21 protein-coding genes and 1 pseudogene are annotated in these 20756 nt (G+C 44.5%); 9 read left to right on the top strand and 13 right to left on the bottom strand.

Annotated features, from left to right (window positions below; all coding sequences use genetic code 11):
• Window positions 1–2: 2 nt before the first annotated feature.
• From HUJ19_RS08485 to HUJ19_RS08450, 8 genes and pseudogenes are all read right to left on the bottom strand, one after another.
• Window positions 3–887, bottom strand: coding sequence for a ribose-phosphate diphosphokinase (locus HUJ19_RS08485; RefSeq protein WP_290623400.1), 885 nt, complete (start codon window positions 885–887; stop codon window positions 3–5).
• Entirely contained in the window at window positions 884–2398 is a 1515-nt protein-coding gene (locus HUJ19_RS08480) for a thymidine phosphorylase family protein (protein ID WP_290623398.1), read from the bottom strand. Before HUJ19_RS08480 ends, HUJ19_RS08485 begins: the two co-directional genes overlap by 4 nt.
• 20 nt (window positions 2399–2418) lie before the next feature.
• Complete coding sequence (locus HUJ19_RS08475) at window positions 2419–3165, bottom strand: endonuclease/exonuclease/phosphatase family protein (RefSeq protein WP_290623397.1); 747 nt, start codon at window positions 3163–3165, stop codon at window positions 2419–2421.
• Window positions 3166–3193: 28 nt separating this feature from the next.
• Window positions 3194–3484 carry a hypothetical protein gene (locus tag HUJ19_RS08470; protein ID WP_290623395.1) on the bottom strand — a complete coding sequence of 97 codons (291 nt, stop codon included), beginning with the start codon at window positions 3482–3484 and terminating at the stop codon, window positions 3194–3196.
• Window positions 3485–3907: 423 nt separating this feature from the next.
• On the bottom strand, window positions 3908–4927 hold the full coding sequence (gene arsB, locus HUJ19_RS08465; protein ID WP_290623393.1) for an ACR3 family arsenite efflux transporter: 1020 nt from the start codon (window positions 4925–4927) through the stop codon (window positions 3908–3910).
• Window positions 4927–5400 carry an arsenate reductase ArsC gene (locus HUJ19_RS08460; protein ID WP_290623391.1) on the bottom strand — a complete coding sequence of 158 codons (474 nt, stop codon included), beginning with the start codon at window positions 5398–5400 and terminating at the stop codon, window positions 4927–4929. Before HUJ19_RS08460 ends, arsB begins: the two co-directional genes overlap by 1 nt.
• Before the next feature lie 61 nt (window positions 5401–5461).
• On the bottom strand, window positions 5462–5803 hold the full coding sequence (locus HUJ19_RS08455) for a metalloregulator ArsR/SmtB family transcription factor (protein ID WP_290623389.1): 342 nt from the start codon (window positions 5801–5803) through the stop codon (window positions 5462–5464).
• 112 nt (window positions 5804–5915) lie between these two features.
• Window positions 5916–6044: pseudogene (locus HUJ19_RS08450) on the bottom strand (MerR family DNA-binding transcriptional regulator); the annotation flags it as partial.
• A 102-nt stretch (window positions 6045–6146) separates the two neighbouring features.
• On the opposite strand from HUJ19_RS08450, the gene HUJ19_RS08445 reads away from it, so the two are divergent.
• The 6 genes from HUJ19_RS08445 to HUJ19_RS08420 all read left to right on the top strand — a co-directional run bounded on the left by HUJ19_RS08445 (window position 6147) and on the right by HUJ19_RS08420 (window position 11549).
• On the top strand, window positions 6147–6350 hold the full coding sequence (locus HUJ19_RS08445) for a hypothetical protein (protein ID WP_290623387.1): 204 nt from the start codon (window positions 6147–6149) through the stop codon (window positions 6348–6350).
• Window positions 6343–8595 (top strand): heavy metal translocating P-type ATPase, encoded by a 2253-nt coding sequence (locus HUJ19_RS08440; RefSeq protein WP_290623385.1) that lies wholly within the window; start codon window positions 6343–6345, stop codon window positions 8593–8595. Before HUJ19_RS08445 ends, HUJ19_RS08440 begins: the two co-directional genes overlap by 8 nt.
• Before the next feature lie 15 nt (window positions 8596–8610).
• Complete coding sequence (locus HUJ19_RS08435; RefSeq protein WP_290623383.1) at window positions 8611–8973, top strand: cupredoxin domain-containing protein; 363 nt, start codon at window positions 8611–8613, stop codon at window positions 8971–8973.
• 268 nt (window positions 8974–9241) lie between these two features.
• Window positions 9242–10645 (top strand): sodium:proton antiporter NhaD, encoded by a 1404-nt coding sequence (nhaD, locus tag HUJ19_RS08430; RefSeq protein WP_290623381.1) that lies wholly within the window; start codon window positions 9242–9244, stop codon window positions 10643–10645.
• A gap of 205 nt (window positions 10646–10850) precedes the next feature.
• Entirely contained in the window at window positions 10851–11030 is a 180-nt protein-coding gene (locus HUJ19_RS08425) for a type II toxin-antitoxin system HicA family toxin (protein ID WP_290623379.1), read from the top strand.
• A gap of 69 nt (window positions 11031–11099) precedes the next feature.
• Window positions 11100–11549: a type II toxin-antitoxin system HicB family antitoxin gene (locus HUJ19_RS08420; RefSeq protein ID WP_290623377.1), complete on the top strand. Its 450-nt coding sequence runs from the start codon at window positions 11100–11102 to the stop codon at window positions 11547–11549.
• Between the two features lie 102 nt (window positions 11550–11651).
• Here the strand turns inward: HUJ19_RS08420 and HUJ19_RS08415 are convergent, their stop codons facing one another.
• A complete protein-coding gene (locus HUJ19_RS08415; RefSeq protein ID WP_290623375.1) occupies window positions 11652–12416 on the bottom strand; it encodes a MauE/DoxX family redox-associated membrane protein in 765 nt (254 codons plus the stop codon).
• A gap of 70 nt (window positions 12417–12486) precedes the next feature.
• Between HUJ19_RS08415 and HUJ19_RS08410 the strand changes: the two genes are divergently transcribed.
• Complete coding sequence (locus tag HUJ19_RS08410) at window positions 12487–12867, top strand: MerR family transcriptional regulator (RefSeq protein WP_290623373.1); 381 nt, start codon at window positions 12487–12489, stop codon at window positions 12865–12867.
• A gap of 287 nt (window positions 12868–13154) precedes the next feature.
• Here HUJ19_RS08410 and HUJ19_RS08405 read toward each other — a convergent pair whose 3' ends face one another.
• The 4 genes from HUJ19_RS08405 to HUJ19_RS08390 form a co-directional block, all read right to left on the bottom strand.
• Window positions 13155–16262: a CusA/CzcA family heavy metal efflux RND transporter gene (locus HUJ19_RS08405; protein ID WP_290623371.1), complete on the bottom strand. Its 3108-nt coding sequence runs from the start codon at window positions 16260–16262 to the stop codon at window positions 13155–13157.
• Window positions 16263–16275: 13 nt separating this feature from the next.
• Window positions 16276–17514: an HlyD family efflux transporter periplasmic adaptor subunit gene (locus HUJ19_RS08400; protein WP_290623369.1), complete on the bottom strand. Its 1239-nt coding sequence runs from the start codon at window positions 17512–17514 to the stop codon at window positions 16276–16278.
• Window positions 17515–17560: 46 nt separating this feature from the next.
• Window positions 17561–18802, bottom strand: a complete 1242-nt coding sequence (locus tag HUJ19_RS08395; RefSeq protein WP_290623366.1) for a TolC family protein — start codon at window positions 18800–18802, stop codon at window positions 17561–17563.
• A 161-nt stretch (window positions 18803–18963) separates the two neighbouring features.
• Window positions 18964–19302, bottom strand: a complete 339-nt coding sequence (locus HUJ19_RS08390; protein WP_290623364.1) for a hypothetical protein — start codon at window positions 19300–19302, stop codon at window positions 18964–18966.
• A 376-nt stretch (window positions 19303–19678) separates the two neighbouring features.
• Between HUJ19_RS08390 and HUJ19_RS08385 the strand changes: the two genes are divergently transcribed.
• Together HUJ19_RS08385 and merR are read left to right on the top strand one after the other, a co-directional pair.
• Window positions 19679–19933, top strand: a complete 255-nt coding sequence (locus HUJ19_RS08385; RefSeq protein WP_290623362.1) for a hypothetical protein — start codon at window positions 19679–19681, stop codon at window positions 19931–19933.
• Between the two features lie 356 nt (window positions 19934–20289).
• A complete protein-coding gene (merR, locus tag HUJ19_RS08380; protein WP_012801204.1) occupies window positions 20290–20682 on the top strand; it encodes an Hg(II)-responsive transcriptional regulator in 393 nt (130 codons plus the stop codon).
• The last annotated feature ends 74 nt before the right edge of the window (window positions 20683–20756 follow it).

Raw genomic sequence — 20756 nt, 5'->3', positions numbered from 1 at the left:
CGTTACTTAACCAGCTTAAAACTCTCAGCGATGCTATCTGAAACATCTATTGCATTGCTGACATGAGGAATCGTATTGCAACTGACAATCTGGTTTATATGCGAATGTGCTAGCTTGCCATAGGCATTTTCATTAAAGATGGCATGAGTCGCGATACAGGTGATTTTGCGAACTCCTGATTGTTCTAAATGCTTGGTAATTTCCAGAATGGTGTGTCCTGTGGAAATGATGTCATCGACCAGCACTACCGTTTTGTCCTTGTGATCTTCAATGCCTTGAATAGTAATTTCTACATCTTTATCGCCGTGACGAGTTTTATTGGCCACTAAAAAGGGCACATGAATCTCGCTGGCAATTGCTTCAACCCACTGCCTACTTTCGCTGTCTGGACCAACGATGACTGGCTGACTGATATGATCTTTAATCCACCGAGCAATCGGACTGGTTGTGTGAGCCAGGTAAGTTCGAATTGGGTACACCTGATCCAAACTGAAAAACCGATGGAGGTGTGGATCGACCGTAATTAGTGCGTCCAGATTTTCAGAGAGTATCTCTGCAAAGTGTCGGGCAAGGATCGACTCACCTTCATGGAAAACCGCATCCTGACGCATATAGGGCAGATAAGGGCTTATCAGCACTACTTTCTTGGGCTGGTGCTCCTTTATCATTCGTAATACAAACAACAACGGCAGGATTTTTGAATTGGGGTGTGATAAATCCGCTAATACGACTACTGTTTTATCCTTGCACTGGCTGTGAATTTGAATGTTGACCTCGCCATCTGGAAAATAATGCATGGATAATTTACCCATGGTGGCACCGGTTTTTTCGCAAACTGGAGCAGATAGATTAAGGTTGTCCGACAGGTCAAAAAACAAGATGCTCATAGTCCTTCCTCGATAATGATCATTTCTTTGTGTGAATTATAGAAATTTAAAGCATATTCAAGCTCACCCGGAGCCTCTGAATGAATAGTAAGCAGCGTTGAACCCTCGGTGATAAAGTCGCCAACTTTAGCTTCCATATAGACTCCGGAAGCATGATCAGCCGGTGCGCCCGCTAGCTTGGCTAGACGACCCAACAGGCGGTTATTAATGCGACGAATATAGCCACTTTTTTCCGCATGCACATCCATCTTACAGGAAGCAATCGGTGGCTGTTTAAAGCCTCCCTGGGCTTCGCATATTTGCAAAAACTTATCCCAGGCTTCGCCTGACTCAATAACTCTTAGTGCCTCAGCCTTTCCTTCACCTTTTTTGACCACCTCTGCGTGCTCTAATAGCTCTCCTGCCAGTAGAACCGAACGCTCTTTAAGGTCCTTTGGTGCCGAGCCAGAATCCTTTAAGACACCAATAACATCCCATGCCTCAAGTGCAGGGCCAATCCCATAACCTACAGGTTGTGAACCGTCAGTTAACACCACTTTAACCTTCAGGCCCATTTCTTTACCAACTGTTGATAATTGATCGGCAAGCTCCTGAGCACTTTCTTCGCTTCTCAGTTTTGCAGTAGGGCCAACAGGAATATCAATTAATACATACTTTGAACCGGCTGCAATCTTCTTTGACAGAATGGATGCTATCAACTGGCCCTCGAAATCTATATCTAATGCTTTTTCGACACTGATCAGAATATCGTCGGCGGGACTGAGGCTCACAGAGCCTCCCCAGGCCAGACAGCCATGATGTTTCTCTACCACTTCCTTCAATTGGTTAAAAGATAAATCCACTTTAGTCATAGTTTCCATGACGTCAGCAGTTCCGGCTGGCGAAGTGATTGCGCGCGAAGACGTTTTAGGAATCGTCAAACCTTTTGCCGCCAGAATAGATACAACGATAGGAGAGGTTCGGTTGCCCGGCAATCCTCCGACGCAATGCTTATCAACGATTTTATCTCCTGGCCAGGTCAGCGTTTCGCCAGCATCAACCATTGCCTCAGTTAAATAGAGAATTTCCTCGTGCGTCATATTATTGTTTGCGCAGGCGGTAATAAAAGCCGCCAGATGCACATCCATGTAATGACCATCAACGATATCGCGCATGATTTCTTGCAACTGATGTTTATTCAGTTCATGGCCAAAAGCTTTGGCGCGGATATAGGCTAAAGAGTCGACCTGAGGAGCATGCGACAACTTGATGCGCTGTCCTTTTTTTAATTTCAGACGTTTCCAGGCTGTTTCAGAAAGGCCTGCAAAGCCTGGCTGAATTAAATCGCTATAGACGATTAAAAGCGTAGCGATAATAGCTTTATCGTTTACTTCTATCTGTACGCGCGACATACTCTCAAAGCCTTCTGAGCGTGCAACTGGAGAATCAGAACGCAGGAATATTAAAGGCTCATGACGTGAGTTGATACCGAGTCTTAATGCGACAGGGAGGATTGATTCAGATTTATCCATACAAAATGCAACTCGCTAAATTATAATTTAAATTCTGTAATAACCGGCTTATGGTCGCTGGCAACCTTCGAAAGTTTTTTGCGGCACAGGAAAACATTTTCGAGTTTCAAATCACCCTGATAAAAGACCCGATCCAGTCCGCCTCTTGGTGAAAATGATGGATAGGTTTTCATGGCTGATACTTTATTTTTGTAGCGTCTATCAGTTGCGCATTTAAAGCCTGCGTCCTCAGTCATAGGCTTGCGTAAAAGTGAACGCCAGTCGTTAAAATCACCAATCACCAGTTTATTTGAGTCCTTGTCTAACTCTTTCAGCTCTGATGAATTTAAAAGCTTCTGGATTTGCTTATCTCGTTCTTTTGCCGAAAGACCAAGATGCAGGTTGAATATATCAAGGTGGACTGCTTTGTGGGGACTGGATGGAATATCAATGGTTGTGTGCTGGCAACCACGACGCTTTTTATTATCAATCGTCAGGTCAATGTTGCGCTCACGTACAATTGGAAATTTACTCAGCGTCGCATTGCCATAATGGCCTTTTTTAAGACTGACATTTTTGCCGAGAACGTAGTAGGGAAAATCCAGTGCTTCAGCCAGCTCTTTGGCCAAATTCAATTCGCGAGAACGAGGTACTCCATCATCGACTTCCTGGAGAGCGATAATATCCGCATCATAGCTCTCCAGAATCTCGACAATGCGCTCAGGACGAAACCGACGGTCAACGCCAATTGCGCGATGGATGTTGTAGGTAATAACCTTAATGTTCATCCTGAAGTGTCCAGCTTAGCTGTAAAGATTAATCGGTGAGTTTGCTGGACTTGAACGCTTGCTTTAAATCCTTATAAGCCTCTTGTAACTGATGGCCCATCAAAGTAAAGCCCTTGCCAATATCATCAGATGCCTTTTGCGCACCCTTGCCAATGGTCTTCGCCTTAGCTTCAAAACGCTCCCACTCATGCTCAGTTTCTTGCCACTTATCACGCAGTTCCGCCTTAGCAAGATGTGCCTGAACCTTAAGCTCATCGCGCTGAGTTTTCAGTTTCTCATAGAGCTTTTTCGCTTCAGCTTTCAATTCTTCTTCATTCATGATGCAAACTCCTTTATTCCATGTGTTTAAGAGTGTAAAGCACATACTAGGTATATCATATTAACAGTTTAACTGCTTGATTTTTGTCAAGGAATGAGGAGGAAGATCAAGTATTTTCTGGAGACAGGGGTGGCGCCTGCGTGCTTGCCCTAATGGTTGGGGGCTTGTGCTTCAGTATTGATTTTCAGATGAGGTAGGGACAACTCATGAGTTGTCCGTACAGTTTATCGTAAATAATATCATTTCAGTAAAAAGTACTAACATTCAGTTTGTCATTCCCGCGAAGGCGGGAATCTATTCTATTTCTTAAACATGGATTCCCGCCTACGCGGGAATGACAGTCTGAGAAGTAAGTGCTACGACGTTTAGTCTGTCAGTGTAGAGGCGAGAGTCCAAAACACTCACCTCTACTGTGTTTCAAAACTAAGCCTTAAACCAATGCTTTGTCCTATTTGCAAATGCCACCAGCGATAACATGACTGGTACTTCAACCAGAACGCCGACAACAGTGGCTAAAGCAGCACCTGAGTGTAGTCCAAACAATGAAATAGCGACAGCTACAGCAAGCTCAAAGAAATTTGAGGTTCCGATCATGCACGCAGGAGCGGCAACATTATGTGGCAGTTTCATAAACTTGGCAGCGGCATAGGCGATAATAAAGATGCCATAAGTTTGAATCAGTAATGGAATGGCAATCAGGCCAATATCAAGCGGCTTGTCTAGAATTTTCTCGGCCTGAAATGCGAACAATAAAATGATGGTTAGCAACAGGCCTAAAATCGACCATGGCTTCGATTTGACCAGAAACATATGCAATCTATGATGATCATCTTTTTTATCTAACGCATTGCGTGTTATTGCACCGGCAATTAGCGGTAACAGGACATATAGAATCACCGACAATAATAATGTTTCCCATGGCACTGTAATGTCGGTTACGCCTAATAGGAAAGCAGCCAGTGGCGCAAAGGCAAAGACCATGATGACGTCATTAATCGAAACTTGCACCAAAGTATAGTTGGCGTCTCCTTTGGTTAAGTGGCTCCAAACGAAAACCATAGCGGTACAGGGAGCGACGCCTAGCAAAATCATACCTGCGATGTATTCATTGGCGGTTTGCGGATCAACCAAATCGGCGAAGAAGAATTTGAAGAAAAGGACGCCGAGCGCAGCCATAGTGAAAGGCTTAATCAACCAATTGATAACCAAGGTTAAAATCAGTCCTTTTGGCTTTTTGCCGACGTCTTTAATCGATTTAAAGTCAACCTGAACCATCATTGGGAAAATCATTAACCAGATGAGTACTGCTACCAAGATGTTGACATGAGCATATTCAAGCTTAGCGATATAGCTAAAAACATCCGGCAATACATTACCCAGAGTTACGCCAACGACGATACATAAAGCAACCCAAAGTGATAAAAATCGTTCAAAAACACCCATTAAAATAACTCCCCAAGTTGTTGCAATTCAGTTTTAAGTTGGTCAGCGTCCATCTGTTCAAAATCTTTCTCCAGAAGCGCACGAACGCGTTTTTCGATAACGCTAATCACATGCGCAAAAGCTTTGGCTTCTTCCTCTTCAGAGCTATGGCCTTTTGATGGATCGGGCAAACCCCAGTGCACTTTTAAGGTTTTACCCATCCAGACAGGGCAGGCTTCCCCAGCGGCACTATCACACACAGTAATCACCGCATCCGGCTCAAAATGGCTCAGCTCATCCCAGCTCTGGCTGGTTAATCCTTCGGTGCTGTAGCCGTGCTTGGCGAGGTATTTCAAGGTAAGGGGGTGGACAACGCCGCGCGGTGCGCTTCCAGCGCTGGCAGTTTCTAGACGACCTTGGCCTAAAGATCGCGCAATGACTTCTCCAAGCACGCTACGGCAGGCGTTATGAGTACAGATAAAGAGTAATTTCATGGCTATTCCTTGTAGAAATAGGTTAAATATGTCGTTCTAAGATATTGAAAATCTTTGGATATCAGCAGCATATTGAGCGTTCAGGACGATTTGCCATATCTTTTAGTCGCTGTCTGTTGTCTGCAATGTAGGCTTGATTGTCTGCAACGGCTTCAGATAAAACTTTGTGTGTCCATGCTGGCAGGTCCGGATTTAAACGGTAATAAACCCACTTACCATCACGCCTATCGAGCAACAGCCCGCATTGGCGCAATTGGGCGAGATGGCGAGAAATCTTCGGTTGGCTTTCATCCAAAGCTTCCATCAGTTCGCAGACGCACAGCTCAGTTGCCTGCTGGATTAACATCAGGCAACGTAAGCGGGTGTCGTCTGCCAAACACTTGAAGAAATCGGTTGGTTGCATAGTCTTGGCCATACTTGAATATATATGGCTGGCAATATATATGAAAGATCATATATGTCAAATAAAAGAGCCGTTGTGATCATCGTTAAGGGAGAGATGGTATCTATAAACTATAACGACGAATTCCGCCTTCTTGTTTGGAAATTCTAAGCAGACCTTTACGTTGATAAAACCTGATGGTTTCAACTCCAACGCCGCTCGCTTTTGCCAATTGGAAACATGGGGCTTGACTCCGTACTATGGTACTGTCTTTATACTATCACCATGTCAAAACATGGTACGAGGATAACTTATGACTCCTAAGCAAGAAATAAAAGCTGTACTGTCTCGAATGGTAATGGGTATGTCCCCATACAGATTCGTAACTGATGGGGTATATATCAATGCTAACTCACACTCACACTCACGCTATACATCCTTCAAAGCTCGAAGTCAGGAAATCACCAACAGCTTATGGTTATTTCTTCTAATTATTGGTGCTAAAGTAACTACAATTGATTCGGTAAAAGAATTGCCAATTATGGTTAAGGTAAAACCACATGAGTGAACATCCTTCCAAATTAAAAACCGTAGAGCTCACCATTGAAGGTGCAGGCTGTGCCAGTTGTGTCGGCAAAATTGAAGGTGCATTAAAAGGCGTTTCTGGCGTTGAGAGCGCTGAAATGAATTTCGCTGACCGCACTGTAACGGTTAAAGGTAGCGCTTCCAGCGACTCCATGGTTCAAGCCGTTGAGAATGCGGGCTATCAGGCATCGTTAATTGAAAATGAATCTGAAAGTGATGCTCTTGAAGAAAAGGAGCAGGCTAGCAAAGCTTATTACAAGCGCCTCATGACGCAGATGTGGATTGCGCTGGGTGTTGGTGTCCCTTTAATGGCGTATGGTTTATTAGGCGGCGCCATGACTGTAACCACAACCAAGGAACGCATTGCCTGGTTAATTGTCGGCCTTGTCACACTGGCTATTATGTATTTTTCCGGTAAGCATTTCTTTACCGGTGCCTGGAAATCCTTTAAGAATCACTCAGCCAACATGGACACCCTGATTGCATTGGGTACGGGTACCGCATGGCTCTATTCTATGGTTGTGGTGTTCTTCCCTGATTCAATTCCCGAAATGGCGCGCCATGTCTATTTCGAAGCAACCGCCATGATTATTGGTTTGATTAATTTAGGTCTGGCGCTGGAAGTTCGAGCGCGTGGCAGAACCTCAGAAGCCATTAAACGCTTGATCGGCTTGCAGGCTAAAACGGCTCGTGTGATTCGCGATGGCGATGAACAAGACATCCCGATTGAAGATGTTCAGAAAGACGATTTAGTGCGTGTTCGTCCCGGTGAAAAAATTCCAGTTGATGGGGTCGTAACAGAAGGCAAGTCGAGTATTGATGAATCCATGCTGACCGGTGAGCCAATGCCGGTTGAAAAAGGAGAGGGCGATGAGGTCTCTGCCGGTACTATCAATAAAAGCGGTTCCATAATTTTCAAAGCAACTCGTGTTGGAAAAGATACTGCGCTCGCGCAAATTATTAAAATGGTCAAACAGGCGCAAAACTCCAAGCCACCGATTGGCCGCCTGGCCGACATAATCGCTGCTTACTTTGTGCCGACTGTGATGATAATCGCGGTTGTCACCGCGCTGGTGTGGCTTAACTTAGGCGCGCAAGATGCGCTGGCTTTTGCCGTCGTTTCAGCAACCACAGTTTTAATTATTGCCTGTCCCTGTGCATTAGGGTTGGCAACTCCAATGTCAGTGATGGTCGGTGTCGGTAAAGCCGCCGAAGCTGGTGTTCTTATTCGTAATGGCGAATCGCTACAGACTGCTTCTAAAATTACAGCCATGGTACTGGATAAAACCGGCACCATTACCGAAGGTTCGCCTAAAGTGACCAACATAGTGTCATTCAATGATTTGTCAGACGATGAGAACTTAAAACTGGCGGCAAGCCTTGAAACCGGCTCTGAGCATCCACTCGCTCAAGCCATTGTTGAGTCTGCAAAAGAAAAAGATATTGAGCTTAGCAAAAGCTCAGACTTTAACTCTATTGCCGGTCATGGTGTGGAAGCTAATGTTGACGGTAAGCATCTGTATTTTGGTAATGAAAAGTTGATGCGCGATCAAGGTATCGACATTGACCATGCAGTAGATAAAGCACAAGAGTTAGCCAGCGAAGCCAAAACCCCAATGTACTTCGCCATAGATAAAAAACTCGCCGCCATTATTGCAGTAGCAGATCCGATCAAAGAAGATTCAATTGAAGCCATAAAGCGATTACAGAAAGACAATATTCGCGTAGTGATGCTGACTGGTGATAACAAGGCCACCGCCAAGACAGTCGCCAACAAAGTCGGCATTGAAGAGTTCTTTGCGGAAGTGCTACCGGAAGACAAAGTCAATAAAGTGAAAGAATTACAACAAGAAGGCGAGCTGGTTGGCATGACTGGTGATGGTATTAACGATGCACCTGCACTTGCGCAGGCTGATGTTGGATTTGCTATTGGCACAGGAACCGACGTGGCCATCGAAAGCGCCGATATCACCTTAATGCGTGGTTCATTGCATGGCCTGGCAGATGCGGTGGCAACCAGTAAAGCAACCCTGCGCAATATCAAGCAAAACCTGTTTGGCGCCTTTGTGTACAATGTTGCAGGCATTCCAATTGCAGCCGGTCTCTTGTATCCATTTTTCGGCATCCTGCTCAGTCCGGTCATTGCAGGTGCTGCGATGGCGTTTTCCTCAGTAACCGTTGTCACCAACGCCAACAGATTACGTTTCTTCAAACCTAAAGACCATTAAGCCAAAGGACAAACTATGAACTTACTTATCATTAATCTCGCTGGCTTAGCCGTTATTGCCCTGATTATTTACTGGTTCTGGATATACAAACCGAAAGATATAGAAGCAAAAGGCAACGACGTCATTAAAATTACCGTCGAAGATGGCATCTACCAACCGTCGCGTATCAGCGTACCAGCTGATACCGAAATCACCCTCGAATTTAATCGCAAAGACGAAACCCCATGCGCCGAAATGGTCATTTTTCCAGAGCTAGACATCAGCGAAAGTTTGCCCATTAATAAAACTAAAACCATTAAACTGAAAAAACTCGAAAAAGGTAGTTACCAATTCCACTGCCAGATGCAAATGTACAAAGGCGAACTGCATGTGGAGTGAATTTTAAGTCATTGCGAAGGAGCAAAGCGACTGCGGCAATCTCGCACCCACAACTGGTACGGACATGCCTTATGTGTGCCCCATCCTAAAACCGCTCCCACTCTCTGTAGGGACAACTCATGAGTTGTCCCTACGTTTACCACCCATAACCCAAACTTATCGCACCCCATATAACAAATACTGCAAAAACATTGATTTAGATCTATGACATCTGGCTATAGATACCTATAATTGCGCCACCCGAAAAAAGATAGCCATGGCAAATACCATGAAAAAATATTCGTCTATTTTGTTTTTATCTTTGTTATTCCTTCCTTTTCAAGTGCTTGCGTCAGAAACCTCATCTGGAACTTTACTTAATTTAACTGACCACTGGGTCGGTTTTGTGGCCATCGCCATCTTCGTCATAGCGTACTCACTGGTCATATTCGAAGAAAAAATCCACTTAAGAAAATCTAAGCCAATTCTAATCGCGGCGGGTTTAATCTGGCTGGTGATTGGTATTGTCTATAAACAGCATGGTTTATCGACCTTAGCAGAAGAGGGTATTCGCCATAACTTCCTAGAGTACGCTGAGCTGTTCTTCTTCCTGCTCGTTGCCATGACCTACATTAACGCCATGATTGAGCGTGATGTGTTTGATGCTCTGCGTGATTGGCTGGTCAATAAAGGCTTTACCTACAAACAACTATTCTGGATGACTGGTATTCTTGCCTTCTTTATCTCACCGATTGCGGACAACTTAACCACCGCATTGATCATGTGTTCAGTAGTGTTAGCGGTTGGTAATGGCCATGCAAAATTCGTCGGCGTCAGCTGTATCAACATCGTTGTCGCGGCCAACGCAGGTGGCGCATTCAGCCCATTCGGCGACATCACAACCCTGATGGTCTGGCAAAAAGGCATGGTTGAATTCTCAGAGTTTTTCTCATTATTTATACCATCAGTGGTTAACTTCCTGGTGCCAGCATTTATCATGCAATTTGCCATCATGAAGGGCAAACCTGCAGCAATTGAAGAGGGCAGTCATGCGCAAATAAAGCAGGGTGGTTTAGTGATCGTCGGCCTCTTCCTGCTCACCATCATCACAGCCATTTCATTCCATAACTTCCTGCACCTGCCACCAGCTATCGGCATGATGCTTGGTCTTGGCTTCCTGAAATTCTATGGCTTCTTCCTGCGCAGACAACATAAAAAAGAAACCGAAGAAAACCCAACCAGTGTTTCAACTCAAAGACCCTACGATATCTTCGACCGTATCGCGCAAGCAGAATGGGATACTTTATTCTTCTTCTATGGCGTGATTCTTGCCGTAGGTGGTTTAGGATTCTTAGGCTATCTTGGCATGGCATCCAGCTACATGTACGGTGAACTTGGCGCCACTCCAGCCAACGTCCTCGTCGGTATCTTGTCATCCATCGTCGACAACATCCCGGTCATGTTCGCAGTACTCACCATGCAACCCGACATGTCACACGCACAATGGCTACTGGTCACCTTAACAGCAGGCGTCGGCGGCAGCTTATTATCCGTCGGCTCAGCAGCGGGTATAGCACTCATGGGACAGGCCCGCGGCCACTACACCTTCATGACACACCTCAAATGGACACCCGCCATCGCACTCGGCTACGCAGCCAGCATCTGGGTGCACTTGTTTATAAACGGATCTTAAAAGAAACACTATTAATACAGCGGCCAATTGGCCGCTTTTTTCATTATACGGGATATGAGCAAGCGGACTTTAAATTTATGTGAGTATAGTGTGTATAATTATTTGCAATAACTGTTTTCAGTGTGTATAGTGTGTGTGAACAAACAAGACTTTCTATAGGTGATAAAAATGAGCCAGTCAAAATATTATTTAAGGATTTGTTTAGATGAAAAGCGGCGATTTAATCAATTTAATAGAAAAAGCTGGGTGGGAACTTGTAAGGGTTAAGGGTAGCCACCACCACTTTAAGCACAAAGATTATCCGGAATTATTAACTATTCCGCATCCTAAAAAGGATATACCCAAAGGGACTTTGCGAAACATTCTTAAAGTAGCCCGATTATAATTAAGATAGGTATGGGAGTTATTATTGGTTAACTGAGGGAACCAAACTTAGTGACCGGTAGGTGAAAATATGAAATATTTAGTTGCAGTACACAAAGATCCTGATACAGGCTTTGGGGTAACTATTCCTGACGTTACTGGGTGCTTTTCTTATGGTGATACATTTGAAGAGGCTTTGGATAACGCTAAAGAGGCTTTGGCAGAACATCTAGAGATTCTTGCTGAAGATGGGGTTGATATACCTATTCCTGGAGATCAGGCAGAACATCTGGTTAACCCTGACTTTGAAGGTGCTTTATGGGCTTTTATTGACTTGGATCCCTATGATTATATGGGTAAAGCCAAGCGCATAAACGTCACAATGCCTGGATACGCACTCAAGAAAATTGATGACTTTGTTGAGCGTCATACCAAAGACCATGATCGCTCGAAATTTTTGCTGAGGGCTGCCATGTCAGTGATGGAAAAAGAAGCAAGGCTTGATAAGGGTAAAGAAGAAGACGTTGCTGAGTGTTGCTAAAAAACCGCCACTTGGCGGTTTTTTATTTAATGGAGTCAGGTTATATAAGAGCTAATACTAATAACTTTTGTGCGTGTAAGCTTGTCATCCTTCTAAACATGACTAACTCAAACTAACGCCCAGCGCACTTAATCCTACCCAAATCCCCATGCCTATCATGATCAGGTTTTCAGTTAATGATATAAAGCCTAGCGGCACATTGCTGGAGCCACCAACGCAAGCGCATTTCAGTTCTCGCTTATCAATGTAGACAGCTTTAAACACTGATATTGCACCTATCGATCCGATGGTGAGTGCTAATGGTGCGGAGAGCCAGGGCAGCAACCCACCAATCATTAATACACCCGCGAGACCTTCCGCCACGGGATAGATGTAAGAGTAGGGGACCCAACGCTTAGCGAGTAAATCATAGTTAAGAAACATGATGGAAAAGCTTTCGATATCCTGTAGTTTTAGCAGCGCTAAAATAGCCATACTGAATGCTATGAACCAATGCAATGCTTGTAGATTCAGAGCTGTATCGAACACTGCAATGCTTGCCGCTATCGCCATCAAAAACGTCATGCTAAATAGCGCAATTACCGGCTGGTAGCTGGTTTCGTCTTTAGACTTTACTGGTTTCCCGAAGTGTTTTCTGACAGCTTCATAGCCACCAATTCTTACTCCTTCGATAAAGGTTTGCGGAGTGGTGGATACATCATGTTTAGCCTTAAAATCGTCAGTCTCGCTGCGAGACGTTAACCAGTTATCTTCAACCTCATAGCCTTCACGCAGCAAAAGATCTTTGGTTTTAAGCCCGTAGGGGCAAACGTGTTTGTCCATTACCATTCGATACAGTACAGCCTTCTTTTCTTGATTAGCAGTCATAAGTTATCCTCGTACCTGTTTTGAGATGGTGATAGTATAAATACCGTATCATAGTACGGAGTCAAGACACATGTTACCAATTGGCAAATTCGCAAAGGCGGGCGGCGTTGGCGTGGAAACCATCAGGTTTTATCAGCGCAAAGGCTTACTCAAGATTCCTCCTCAGAAAGGCGGAATTCGTCGCTATGGCGATGAAGACCTCAAGCAACTTAAGTTCATACTCAAAGCCAAAGCCGCAGGATTCACACTGGCAGAGATAAAAGAACTCATCGCGCTCGACTCAAGCAACGACCGACATAAAGCGTATGAGCTAGCATCTTCACGTGTAACAGCACTCGATAAACAAATAGCAGAACTTAAACAAGCCAGAAACTCGTTGCAGCAACTGGCGACAGAATGCCGCAATAGCAAGGCTGGGCCTTGTCCAATCATTGAGGCTTTTGATGTTTAGCTACTTAAATACAAACTTAAACACTAGTAAATAATTTATGGCTGAAGCATTGTTAGCAGATTCTCTTGATATTTTGGCGATGCCTCAGTTTATGCATTAACGCTGTTTACCTTGCATGAAAGTGATAAAACGCGCTAAGTATTGTGGGACTGTTGCAGAATAGTTCCTGGCAGGTCGTTAGCGAAGTCTGGAAAGTAAGACAGAGAAGCTTGAAAGACTCAGACAGAGCCTAACACAAGCTAACAAAAGCAGGGCATTTCCCTGCTTTTATTAGCGATAGAGTGATATTATTTTTTCCGGCGATGAACTAATTGATACAAAATGGGCAGTATGATGAGAGTCAGCAGAGTAGAGGAAATAATCCCGCCGATAACCACTGTAGCCAGCGGTCTCTGAACTTCTGCACCAGTGCCAGTATTGAGTGCCATTGGTATAAAGCCTAAGCTCGCCACCAACGCAGTCATCAGAACGGGGCGAAGACGAATGATTGCTCCTTCAATGATAGCAGTGGTTAACTCGCTGGTTTGTCGCCACTTGTCTCGAATGAAGGAAACCATAACCAGTCCATTGAGAACCGCAACACCTGACAGGGCAATAAAGCCGACACCTGCTGAGATCGATAGCGGCATATCTCTCATCCATAAGGCAAATACGCCGCCAGTTAAGGCCATCGGCACGCCACTAAAGATAATTAGTGAATCCTTAAGCGAACCGAAAGCCATCACCAGAAGGCCAATAATAATTAACAGCGTGATCGGTACCACAATCATCAGGCGCTGACTGGCAGATTCCATCTGCTCAAAGGTGCCCCCGTAATCCAACCAGTATCCGCTAGGTATTTTGACTTGCTGATTGATCTGTTGTTTAACCTCTTCGACAAAACTGCCCAAATCCCTATCACGCACATTGGCAGTGACCACCACGCGACGCTTGCCGTTTTCACGACTGATCTGAGCAGGCGCTGGCTTGAGCGCCAGGTCAGCTACTTCATTCAAAGGTACAAAGTCTCCGTTTGGAAGAGGGATAGGCAAAAACGCCAGATTATCAATATCGGTGCGTATTGTTTCCGGCAATCGAACCACCAGCTTAAAGCGACGATCACCCTCATAGATTAAACCTGCTTCTTCTCCACCAATACCGGCTGCAACCAGCTCCTGGAGGTCATTCAAATTTAATCCATAGCGTGCCAACATCATACGTTTAGGGATAATTGACAGCATGGGAAGCCCAGTGACCTGTTCTACACGGGCATCTGCGGAGCCTTCAATACCTTCAATCACTTTCAGGATATCATTGGCAGTTATGACCAATTGATCCAGATCGTCGCCAAAAACTTTAATACCCAGATCGGCCCGAACACCTGAGATCAGTTCATTAAAACGCATCTGGATAGGCTGGGTAAATTCGTATTTATTACCAGGCAGTTGCGCGACAGCCGTTTCCATCTCCGCCACCAAATCGGCCTTTTCGCGATCAGGATCGGGCCACTCACTACGTGGCTTTAGAATTACGAAATTGTCCGCAACACTGGGTGGCATGGGGTCGGTGGCTACTTCAGGTGTCCCAATTTTTGCATAAACTTTATCGACTTCAGGAAAATCCTTTAGCCGCTCTTCAAGAACCTCCTGCATAGCAATGGACTGCTCAAGGCCAGTACCAGGAATGCGTAACGCATGAAGTGCTATATCACCTTCATCCAATTGCGGAATGAACTCCGAACCTAAGGTCGTCAGTAACCAAACGCTGAACACAACCAGTGCTGATGCCGCAGATAGCACTAGCCAACGAAATCGAAGTGCCATCTCCAGAACTGGTCGATAGAAAGACTTGCTGGCGACAATAATACGGCTTTCCTTTTCACTGATTTTGCCGCCCATGAATAAAGCAACGGCAGCTGGCACAAAGGTCAGTGACAGTAACATAGCCGACAATAACGCCATAACTACAGTTGCAGCCATTGGGTGGAACATTTTTCCTTCAACGCCTGTGAGGGTAAATATTGGGATGTAGACCACGGTGATTATCGCAACCCCGAATAAGCTGGGTCGAATGACTTCACTGGTTGCCTGATAGACTAATTCCAGCCGCTCGCGAAATTCAAGCCGTTTACCAATTTGTTGCTGGGACTCGGACAAACGCCTGATACAGTTTTCAACAATAATCACAGCCCCATCAACAATCAGACCAAAATCTAAAGCACCAAGACTCATCAGATTGGCTGAAACACCAGTTTGTACCATGCCCGTGATAGTGGCCAGCATTGACAGAGGTATCACCGCAGCTGTAATCAGCGCTGCACGGATATTGCCAAGCAAAAGAAACAAGACAACAATCACCAGCAACGCTCCTTCGAGCAGGTTTTTCTGTACAGTGGCAATGGTTTTGTCCACCAGAGAAGTGCGGTTATACACCGCTTCTACCTCTATACCTTTTGGCAGAGAAAGTTTAATTTCCTCAAGCTTTTGCGCCAGATCCTGAGCTACGACCTGGGGATTCTCACCGATTAGCATCATCGCTGTCCCCATGACCGTTTCGTGCCCATCACGGGTCGCAGCACCAGTTCGCAATTCCTTGCCTATAGCTACTTCTGCAACATCCTTGATGGTTACTGGCACATTCCCGAAGCGACCAACGACGACACTCTCAATCTCCGAAATAGTGGCCAGCTGACCCGGTGAACGAACCAGTAACTGCTGGCCATTCTTTTCGATATAACCTGCGCCACGATTGTTGTTATTACTACGCAGGGCGCTAGCCACATCCTCCATGGTAACGCCCATCTGCAACAGTCGCTGTGGATCGGGGAGTACGTGATATTGCTTATCAAAGCCGCCAATGGTATTGATTTCTACCGTTCCGGGTACTTGTGCTAACTGTGGCTTGATGATCCAATCCTGTACCTCGCGCAGAGCCATGGCATCCCAGGGCTCTCCGTTTTCCAGAGTAGCTCCTGGAACTGCTTCGACGGTGTAGACGAAGATTTCACCCAGGCCTGTAGCGATAGGGCCCATTTCTGGTTCCAGCCCAGCCGGAAGCGCGCTTTTTATCGCGGACAAGCGCTCATCAATCAGGTTGCGGGCATGGTAAATATCGGTTCCTTCCTTGAACACTACGGTAACTTGTGACAATCCGTAGCGTGATAATGAGCGGGTATAATCAAGCTCCGGCAAGCCGTAGAGTGCTGTCTCTACTGGAAAAGTTATTCGCTGTTCAGCTTCCAGAGGTGAATAACCAGGTGCTTCAGTGTTGATCTGTACCTGCACATTCGTGATATCAGGCACGGCATCAATTGGCAGCTTTTGGTAACTCCAGATCCCAACACCAATTACTGCCAGCATCAAGGTCATAATCAGGAAACGTCTCTCTATAGAGAGGCGTAAAATTGCATTAATCATGTTGGCCTCCCGCTTAGTGATCGTGTGACGCGCCGGATTTTTCGATATCGGCTTTGATCAAATAACTGTTTTCCACTACATAGTTATCACCAGGCTTCAGGCCGCTCAGTATTTCTGTATAGGAGCTATCGCTGGCCCCCAGTTCCAAGGGCCGGATCTCATAGGTATCGCCAACCTTGATGAATACTACCGTCCAGTCGCGAAAACTCTGCAACCCTCGATTGTCTACGGCAAGTGGTACGTCAATTTTCTCAACATCAATCTGACCTTGAACTAAATCGCCTGGCGCCATGTCACCATCCTCATTATTTAAAATTGCTCGAGCAATGACATACGGTGATCCTGAGGCGGTAGTAGTGATGTGGGTGAGTTGACTCTCGTCAGTGTGATTATTGTGGATAATATGAACAATTTGCCCGGGTTGAACCTCTGAGCGTTGGCTCGGAAATATTTTGAATTCGGCCCAAAGCTTTTTGTTACTAACCAATGTCAACAGCGGGGCATTAGTAACTGTTTCACCTACATTGACGGAACGCTCCTGAATGATGCCAGCGATAGGGGCTCGTAATTCATACCGTTGCAAGCTTTTGTTTGACTCAATAATTGCCAGAACATCGCCTTTATTGACTTGATCACCGATGTTGACTCGAACCGCAGTCACCACGCCTGGGAAGCGGGCACGAATTTGCGCTTTATGGTCGGGAGGCGTGACCAAACGGCCATAGACTGGCAAATGACGCTCGATGCTGGCGGGACCGGCTGACTGTGTAGTAATTCCTACTTTTTTAGCCATGTCCTCTTTAATTTGGATACGTCCTTCATAGGATTGCCACTGCCACTGGTAATTACTGCCATCCAGACGTAACTTCACTGACACATCGAATGAGTGCGGCTCAGTTACAACGCCTTCCCCCAGCCAATAGTCGTTGTTTTTGTTGAAGTGAAATACATCTTGCTGACCACCTAGACGTGTTAAAGTTACCGTCAGATTTGCGTCTTCAACAGGTTTTCCATCTTGTGTAATCCACGCGCGGTATTCTGGTGGAACGCCACGCTCAAAGATCGCTAGTTCTAAAGTAACATTGCCGTCACTTAGTATCTTTCCACCATTCGGCCCTTTAGCTTGTTGGGGGCTTTTATTAGTTTCGGCGCTCTGTGCAAAGGCGTTTGTCACGTTATGGGCTAAGACCATCAACGGAATCAGCAAAAGCAGCGACCAGCGTTTAAGAAATTGTGTCTTTTGTAGGTTCATTTTTAATGTCCTGAATTCTGTTTGTAACTTATGCGCTAACATAGCTTTAGAGTTCGACCGAAGATTGAGTCAGTGGCTGCGCAGTTAATTGCTCAATGGTTACCCCAAATAACAATATAGCAACAGCTTCATCAATCAGTTTTCTCTTGGCAGCGATCAATTCCTGTCTAGCCAGCACATATTCAAAATAGCTGTATCTACCGCGCTGATATGCCTCTTCAGAATCATGAAGCGCAGACAGAAGGGCGGGGATAACATCCTGCTCAAGACGTTGAGCAGTCTTTATCGATTGCTCTCTATATTGATAGGTTTTCGCCAGTTGAGTCTGTAGGCGAAGCAGGGCAGTTCTCTTGCTTACAAAAGTTTGCTCTTTAATTGCTTGAGCTCGTTGATAAGCACCTTGATTCCGTGATTGTGAAAACAGATCCATGCTGAATCCTGCTTTTAATCCCATGTCGCCACTTGCCTCGTTGCGAACAACCCCAACAGACCAGTTCAGGTCACTTTGATTGTTTGATCTGACCAGATCTAACTCAGCATCCCTGATACGTTCAAGTGCAGCATATTGCCGGATTGATGGGTTATTCTGTATTTCAGCAAGTAACTGTTCGAGGCTTCGACTCTTTCCAAATTGATATAAATTTCCTTGAACGGCAAAGGAGGGCGCATCCATTTCTCCCCACATAGAAGCGAGATTAACTTGCGCTGCGCGATAATAAGACTGCTCTTTATTAAGCGTTAGTTCTGCTTGAGCAAGAGAAGCCTCAGCTCTACTCGCTTCTGCTGTCATGCTGGCTCCAAGCTTCACCCTTCGCTTTACAATGGTTAGAGCTTTTTGCGCAATCTGAACAGACTCCTCAGCGAGTTTTATTCGCTCTTGAGCTGCTAGAACCTCAAGATATCGCTTGGCCGTTTCAGACAGTAATTCCAATGTCTTGAGTCGCTTTTGTGTACCAAGATAGTCATTATTTGCTGATACGACTTGTTGGCGGGCATCCAACTTTCCACCCAGTTCAATTGCTGAAGAAAGTGATACGGTCAACTCTGAATTGTCTAATCCGCTAAACACTCCATTTCCAGAAAAATTTTCAAGTTCAACACCAAGTTGGTAGCCGGGATTAAGTGATGCCGTAGACATTTCACCTGCAAGTTCCTGAAACTGGAACTGAAATAGCTCTAGTTCAGGATTACTGTCTAAGGTCAGTTTTAATGCTTGTTGTAAATTTAGTGTTGGTTTTGCTACGGACTCATTTTCTTCTGCAATCGATTTTTCTTTAGCAATCAACACTGATGGGGTCAGTAAAAGGCTAAACCAGAAGTAACACAAAAATATGACTCGCAAAGCAACAGGATCTGCGTTCCGATAGAACATATAAATTTTTCTCCAAACTAATAGACAAAAATGGCTTTTAATAAAGCCAGTTAACTAAAGTAACTTTAATAGTATGTCTATTGCCTGGGCGGACGGTCTAAAGAAGTGATTACGCCAACTTTATCTGAGACGGTAAAGCCGATTGGTTTAATGTTTATAGAACTAAAGGAAGGAGTATATTCCTTGCGGAAGTACATATAGATATGACAAGTGTGGCAATGATAGCAACCAGAACATCCGGAACAGTCATCATTCAATAGCTCTTGTTCAAAATGCAATGTGTCTTTATCAACATCAAGATCAGACGTACATTCGAGTGAATTAATGACCTGAGTACAGGAATTAGCTTCTGCATACTGGCCATAAATCTGAAAGGCATCCGCTAAAGGAGCGACTGCCTGTATGATCAAGAGCAAAACAAAACTGTATGTGAGCCGACGTGCTAACAAAGTATTTGCCTGTCATTAGAAGAAAGCGAATGATATACGTTTTCGATATTAATTCCAAGTTTAAGGGTTTGGTCACCCATCCGCATATTCGCATAACTTATATTATGTTCAATTAGACGAAACTTATATAAGTCATATCTGACTTGTGATATTTATGACCAACTAAAACACTTCACTTTTAACAACTAAAGTACTTCAATTACAACTAATACGCTTCAAAGCACGTAGGATTACAAGTAAATTAGTGCAAAATTCATATAGAGAATTATGTTCTATAACGGCTTGATAACAGGCATTAAATATGTGATTAATAGAGCTCGATACCCTTTCTCGACAATACAATATGCAGGTACATGAGTTATTTCTAGAAATTATCAATCGAGATGATCCTAAACTCACCCTAGCATTTAATAAAGATGACAAGTGCTGGGGCTGGTATGGCTACGATGGGATGGGTAGGTATGTATTTCTTGAAATCAAAAACCAGGAAGTCCTAAGTTCAGCCGAGTATTACTTCGAGCAGAATCTACTTCATAAGATTAAAGATGTATACGCTGTAGAGAATGGTTGTGAATGCACCTTATATGAAATTGCTTAAGCAACATCTCAGTCTTTAAATCTGTCAAAATATCATTATTAGAATCGTTTAGATGCCCTGCTCTTTATATGTGGCGTGATATTTTAGCTCTATGCGTGGCGTGAGTGGTTCCAATCCTGATATTGCATAGCTACCCTATTAATATTTCAATTCGATGTAAAACGGTACATACTCTATTTGAGGTACGGCCACGATTCGTGATAAATCGACCAAAAAATAGTTTAACCATATGAAATATATTGAATATCTCAACGAACTAACAGCAGACTTTGCGCTATTGATACACTGTTTGTTATATTCGTACTTTCAACTTAGAATTTTACTACCCACTTCAGTACCGACAATACGGTTAAATTATGTATGTAATTGGTCAACTTGCCAAATTGGCAAGCGTAAACGTTGAGACCGTTAGATATTATGAACGGTGCGGCTTAATTGAACAGCCCCAAAAACCCGTTAAAGGTTATCGTCGTTATCCTGAGACGACTTTGAATCGCATTCGGTTTATCAAACGTGCTCAAGAGTTAGGGTTTTCCTTGGATGAGATCGCTAACTTGCTGATGCTGGAAGAGACTTCTTGCCAAGAAGTACAAAGTATAGCAAACCACAAACTTGCCAGTGTTCGTGCAAAAATGGCTGATCTACGCCGCTTAGAAACCAGTCTTAATGATTTACTGAAACAATGTGCAAGCAACACTGAACAGGCACATTGCCCGATTATTACTTCCCTTCTCCCAGAAAACAACTAATAACAATCGCTAAACCCCTTGACTCCGTACTTGGATACGGAGTTTATACTGTTTTCTATCAGAACATTTGAAGT

The sequence above is a fragment of the Kangiella sp. genome (genome assembly GCF_014762745.1).
Classification (GTDB): Bacteria; Pseudomonadota; Gammaproteobacteria; order Enterobacterales; family Kangiellaceae; genus Kangiella.
This window is presented reverse-complemented; position numbering and strand designations above follow the sequence as displayed.

What these genes read in the sequence shown, in the direction of transcription:
- HUJ19_RS08445 (WP_290623387.1), top strand. Translation starts at nt 6,147, where the DNA reads ATGTCCCCATACAGATTCGTAACTGATGGGGTATATATCAATGCTAAC.
- nhaD (WP_290623381.1), top strand. Translation starts at nt 9,242, where the DNA reads ATGAAAAAATATTCGTCTATTTTGTTTTTATCTTTGTTATTCCTTCCT.
- HUJ19_RS08420 (WP_290623377.1), top strand. Translation starts at nt 11,100, where the DNA reads ATGAAATATTTAGTTGCAGTACACAAAGATCCTGATACAGGCTTTGGG.
- HUJ19_RS08475 (WP_290623397.1), bottom strand. Translation starts at nt 3,165, where the DNA reads ATGAACATTAAGGTTATTACCTACAACATCCATCGCGCAATTGGCGTT.
- HUJ19_RS08405 (WP_290623371.1), bottom strand. Translation starts at nt 16,262, where the DNA reads ATGATTAATGCAATTTTACGCCTCTCTATAGAGAGACGTTTCCTGATT.
- HUJ19_RS08435 (WP_290623383.1), top strand. Translation starts at nt 8,611, where the DNA reads ATGAACTTACTTATCATTAATCTCGCTGGCTTAGCCGTTATTGCCCTG.
- HUJ19_RS08385 (WP_290623362.1), top strand. Translation starts at nt 19,679, where the DNA reads ATGCAGGTACATGAGTTATTTCTAGAAATTATCAATCGAGATGATCCT.
- HUJ19_RS08400 (WP_290623369.1), bottom strand. Translation starts at nt 17,514, where the DNA reads ATGAACCTACAAAAGACACAATTTCTTAAACGCTGGTCGCTGCTTTTG.
- HUJ19_RS08485 (WP_290623400.1), bottom strand. Translation starts at nt 887, where the DNA reads ATGAGCATCTTGTTTTTTGACCTGTCGGACAACCTTAATCTATCTGCT.
- HUJ19_RS08455 (WP_290623389.1), bottom strand. Translation starts at nt 5,803, where the DNA reads ATGCAACCAACCGATTTCTTCAAGTGTTTGGCAGACGACACCCGCTTA.
- HUJ19_RS08410 (WP_290623373.1), top strand. Translation starts at nt 12,487, where the DNA reads ATGTTACCAATTGGCAAATTCGCAAAGGCGGGCGGCGTTGGCGTGGAA.
- HUJ19_RS08480 (WP_290623398.1), bottom strand. Translation starts at nt 2,398, where the DNA reads ATGGATAAATCTGAATCAATCCTCCCTGTCGCATTAAGACTCGGTATC.
- HUJ19_RS08440 (WP_290623385.1), top strand. Translation starts at nt 6,343, where the DNA reads ATGAGTGAACATCCTTCCAAATTAAAAACCGTAGAGCTCACCATTGAA.
- HUJ19_RS08460 (WP_290623391.1), bottom strand. Translation starts at nt 5,400, where the DNA reads ATGAAATTACTCTTTATCTGTACTCATAACGCCTGCCGTAGCGTGCTT.
- HUJ19_RS08425 (WP_290623379.1), top strand. Translation starts at nt 10,851, where the DNA reads ATGAAAAGCGGCGATTTAATCAATTTAATAGAAAAAGCTGGGTGGGAA.
- arsB (WP_290623393.1), bottom strand. Translation starts at nt 4,927, where the DNA reads ATGGGTGTTTTTGAACGATTTTTATCACTTTGGGTTGCTTTATGTATC.
- merR (WP_012801204.1), top strand. Translation starts at nt 20,290, where the DNA reads ATGTATGTAATTGGTCAACTTGCCAAATTGGCAAGCGTAAACGTTGAG.
- HUJ19_RS08470 (WP_290623395.1), bottom strand. Translation starts at nt 3,484, where the DNA reads ATGAATGAAGAAGAATTGAAAGCTGAAGCGAAAAAGCTCTATGAGAAA.
- HUJ19_RS08415 (WP_290623375.1), bottom strand. Translation starts at nt 12,416, where the DNA reads ATGACTGCTAATCAAGAAAAGAAGGCTGTACTGTATCGAATGGTAATG.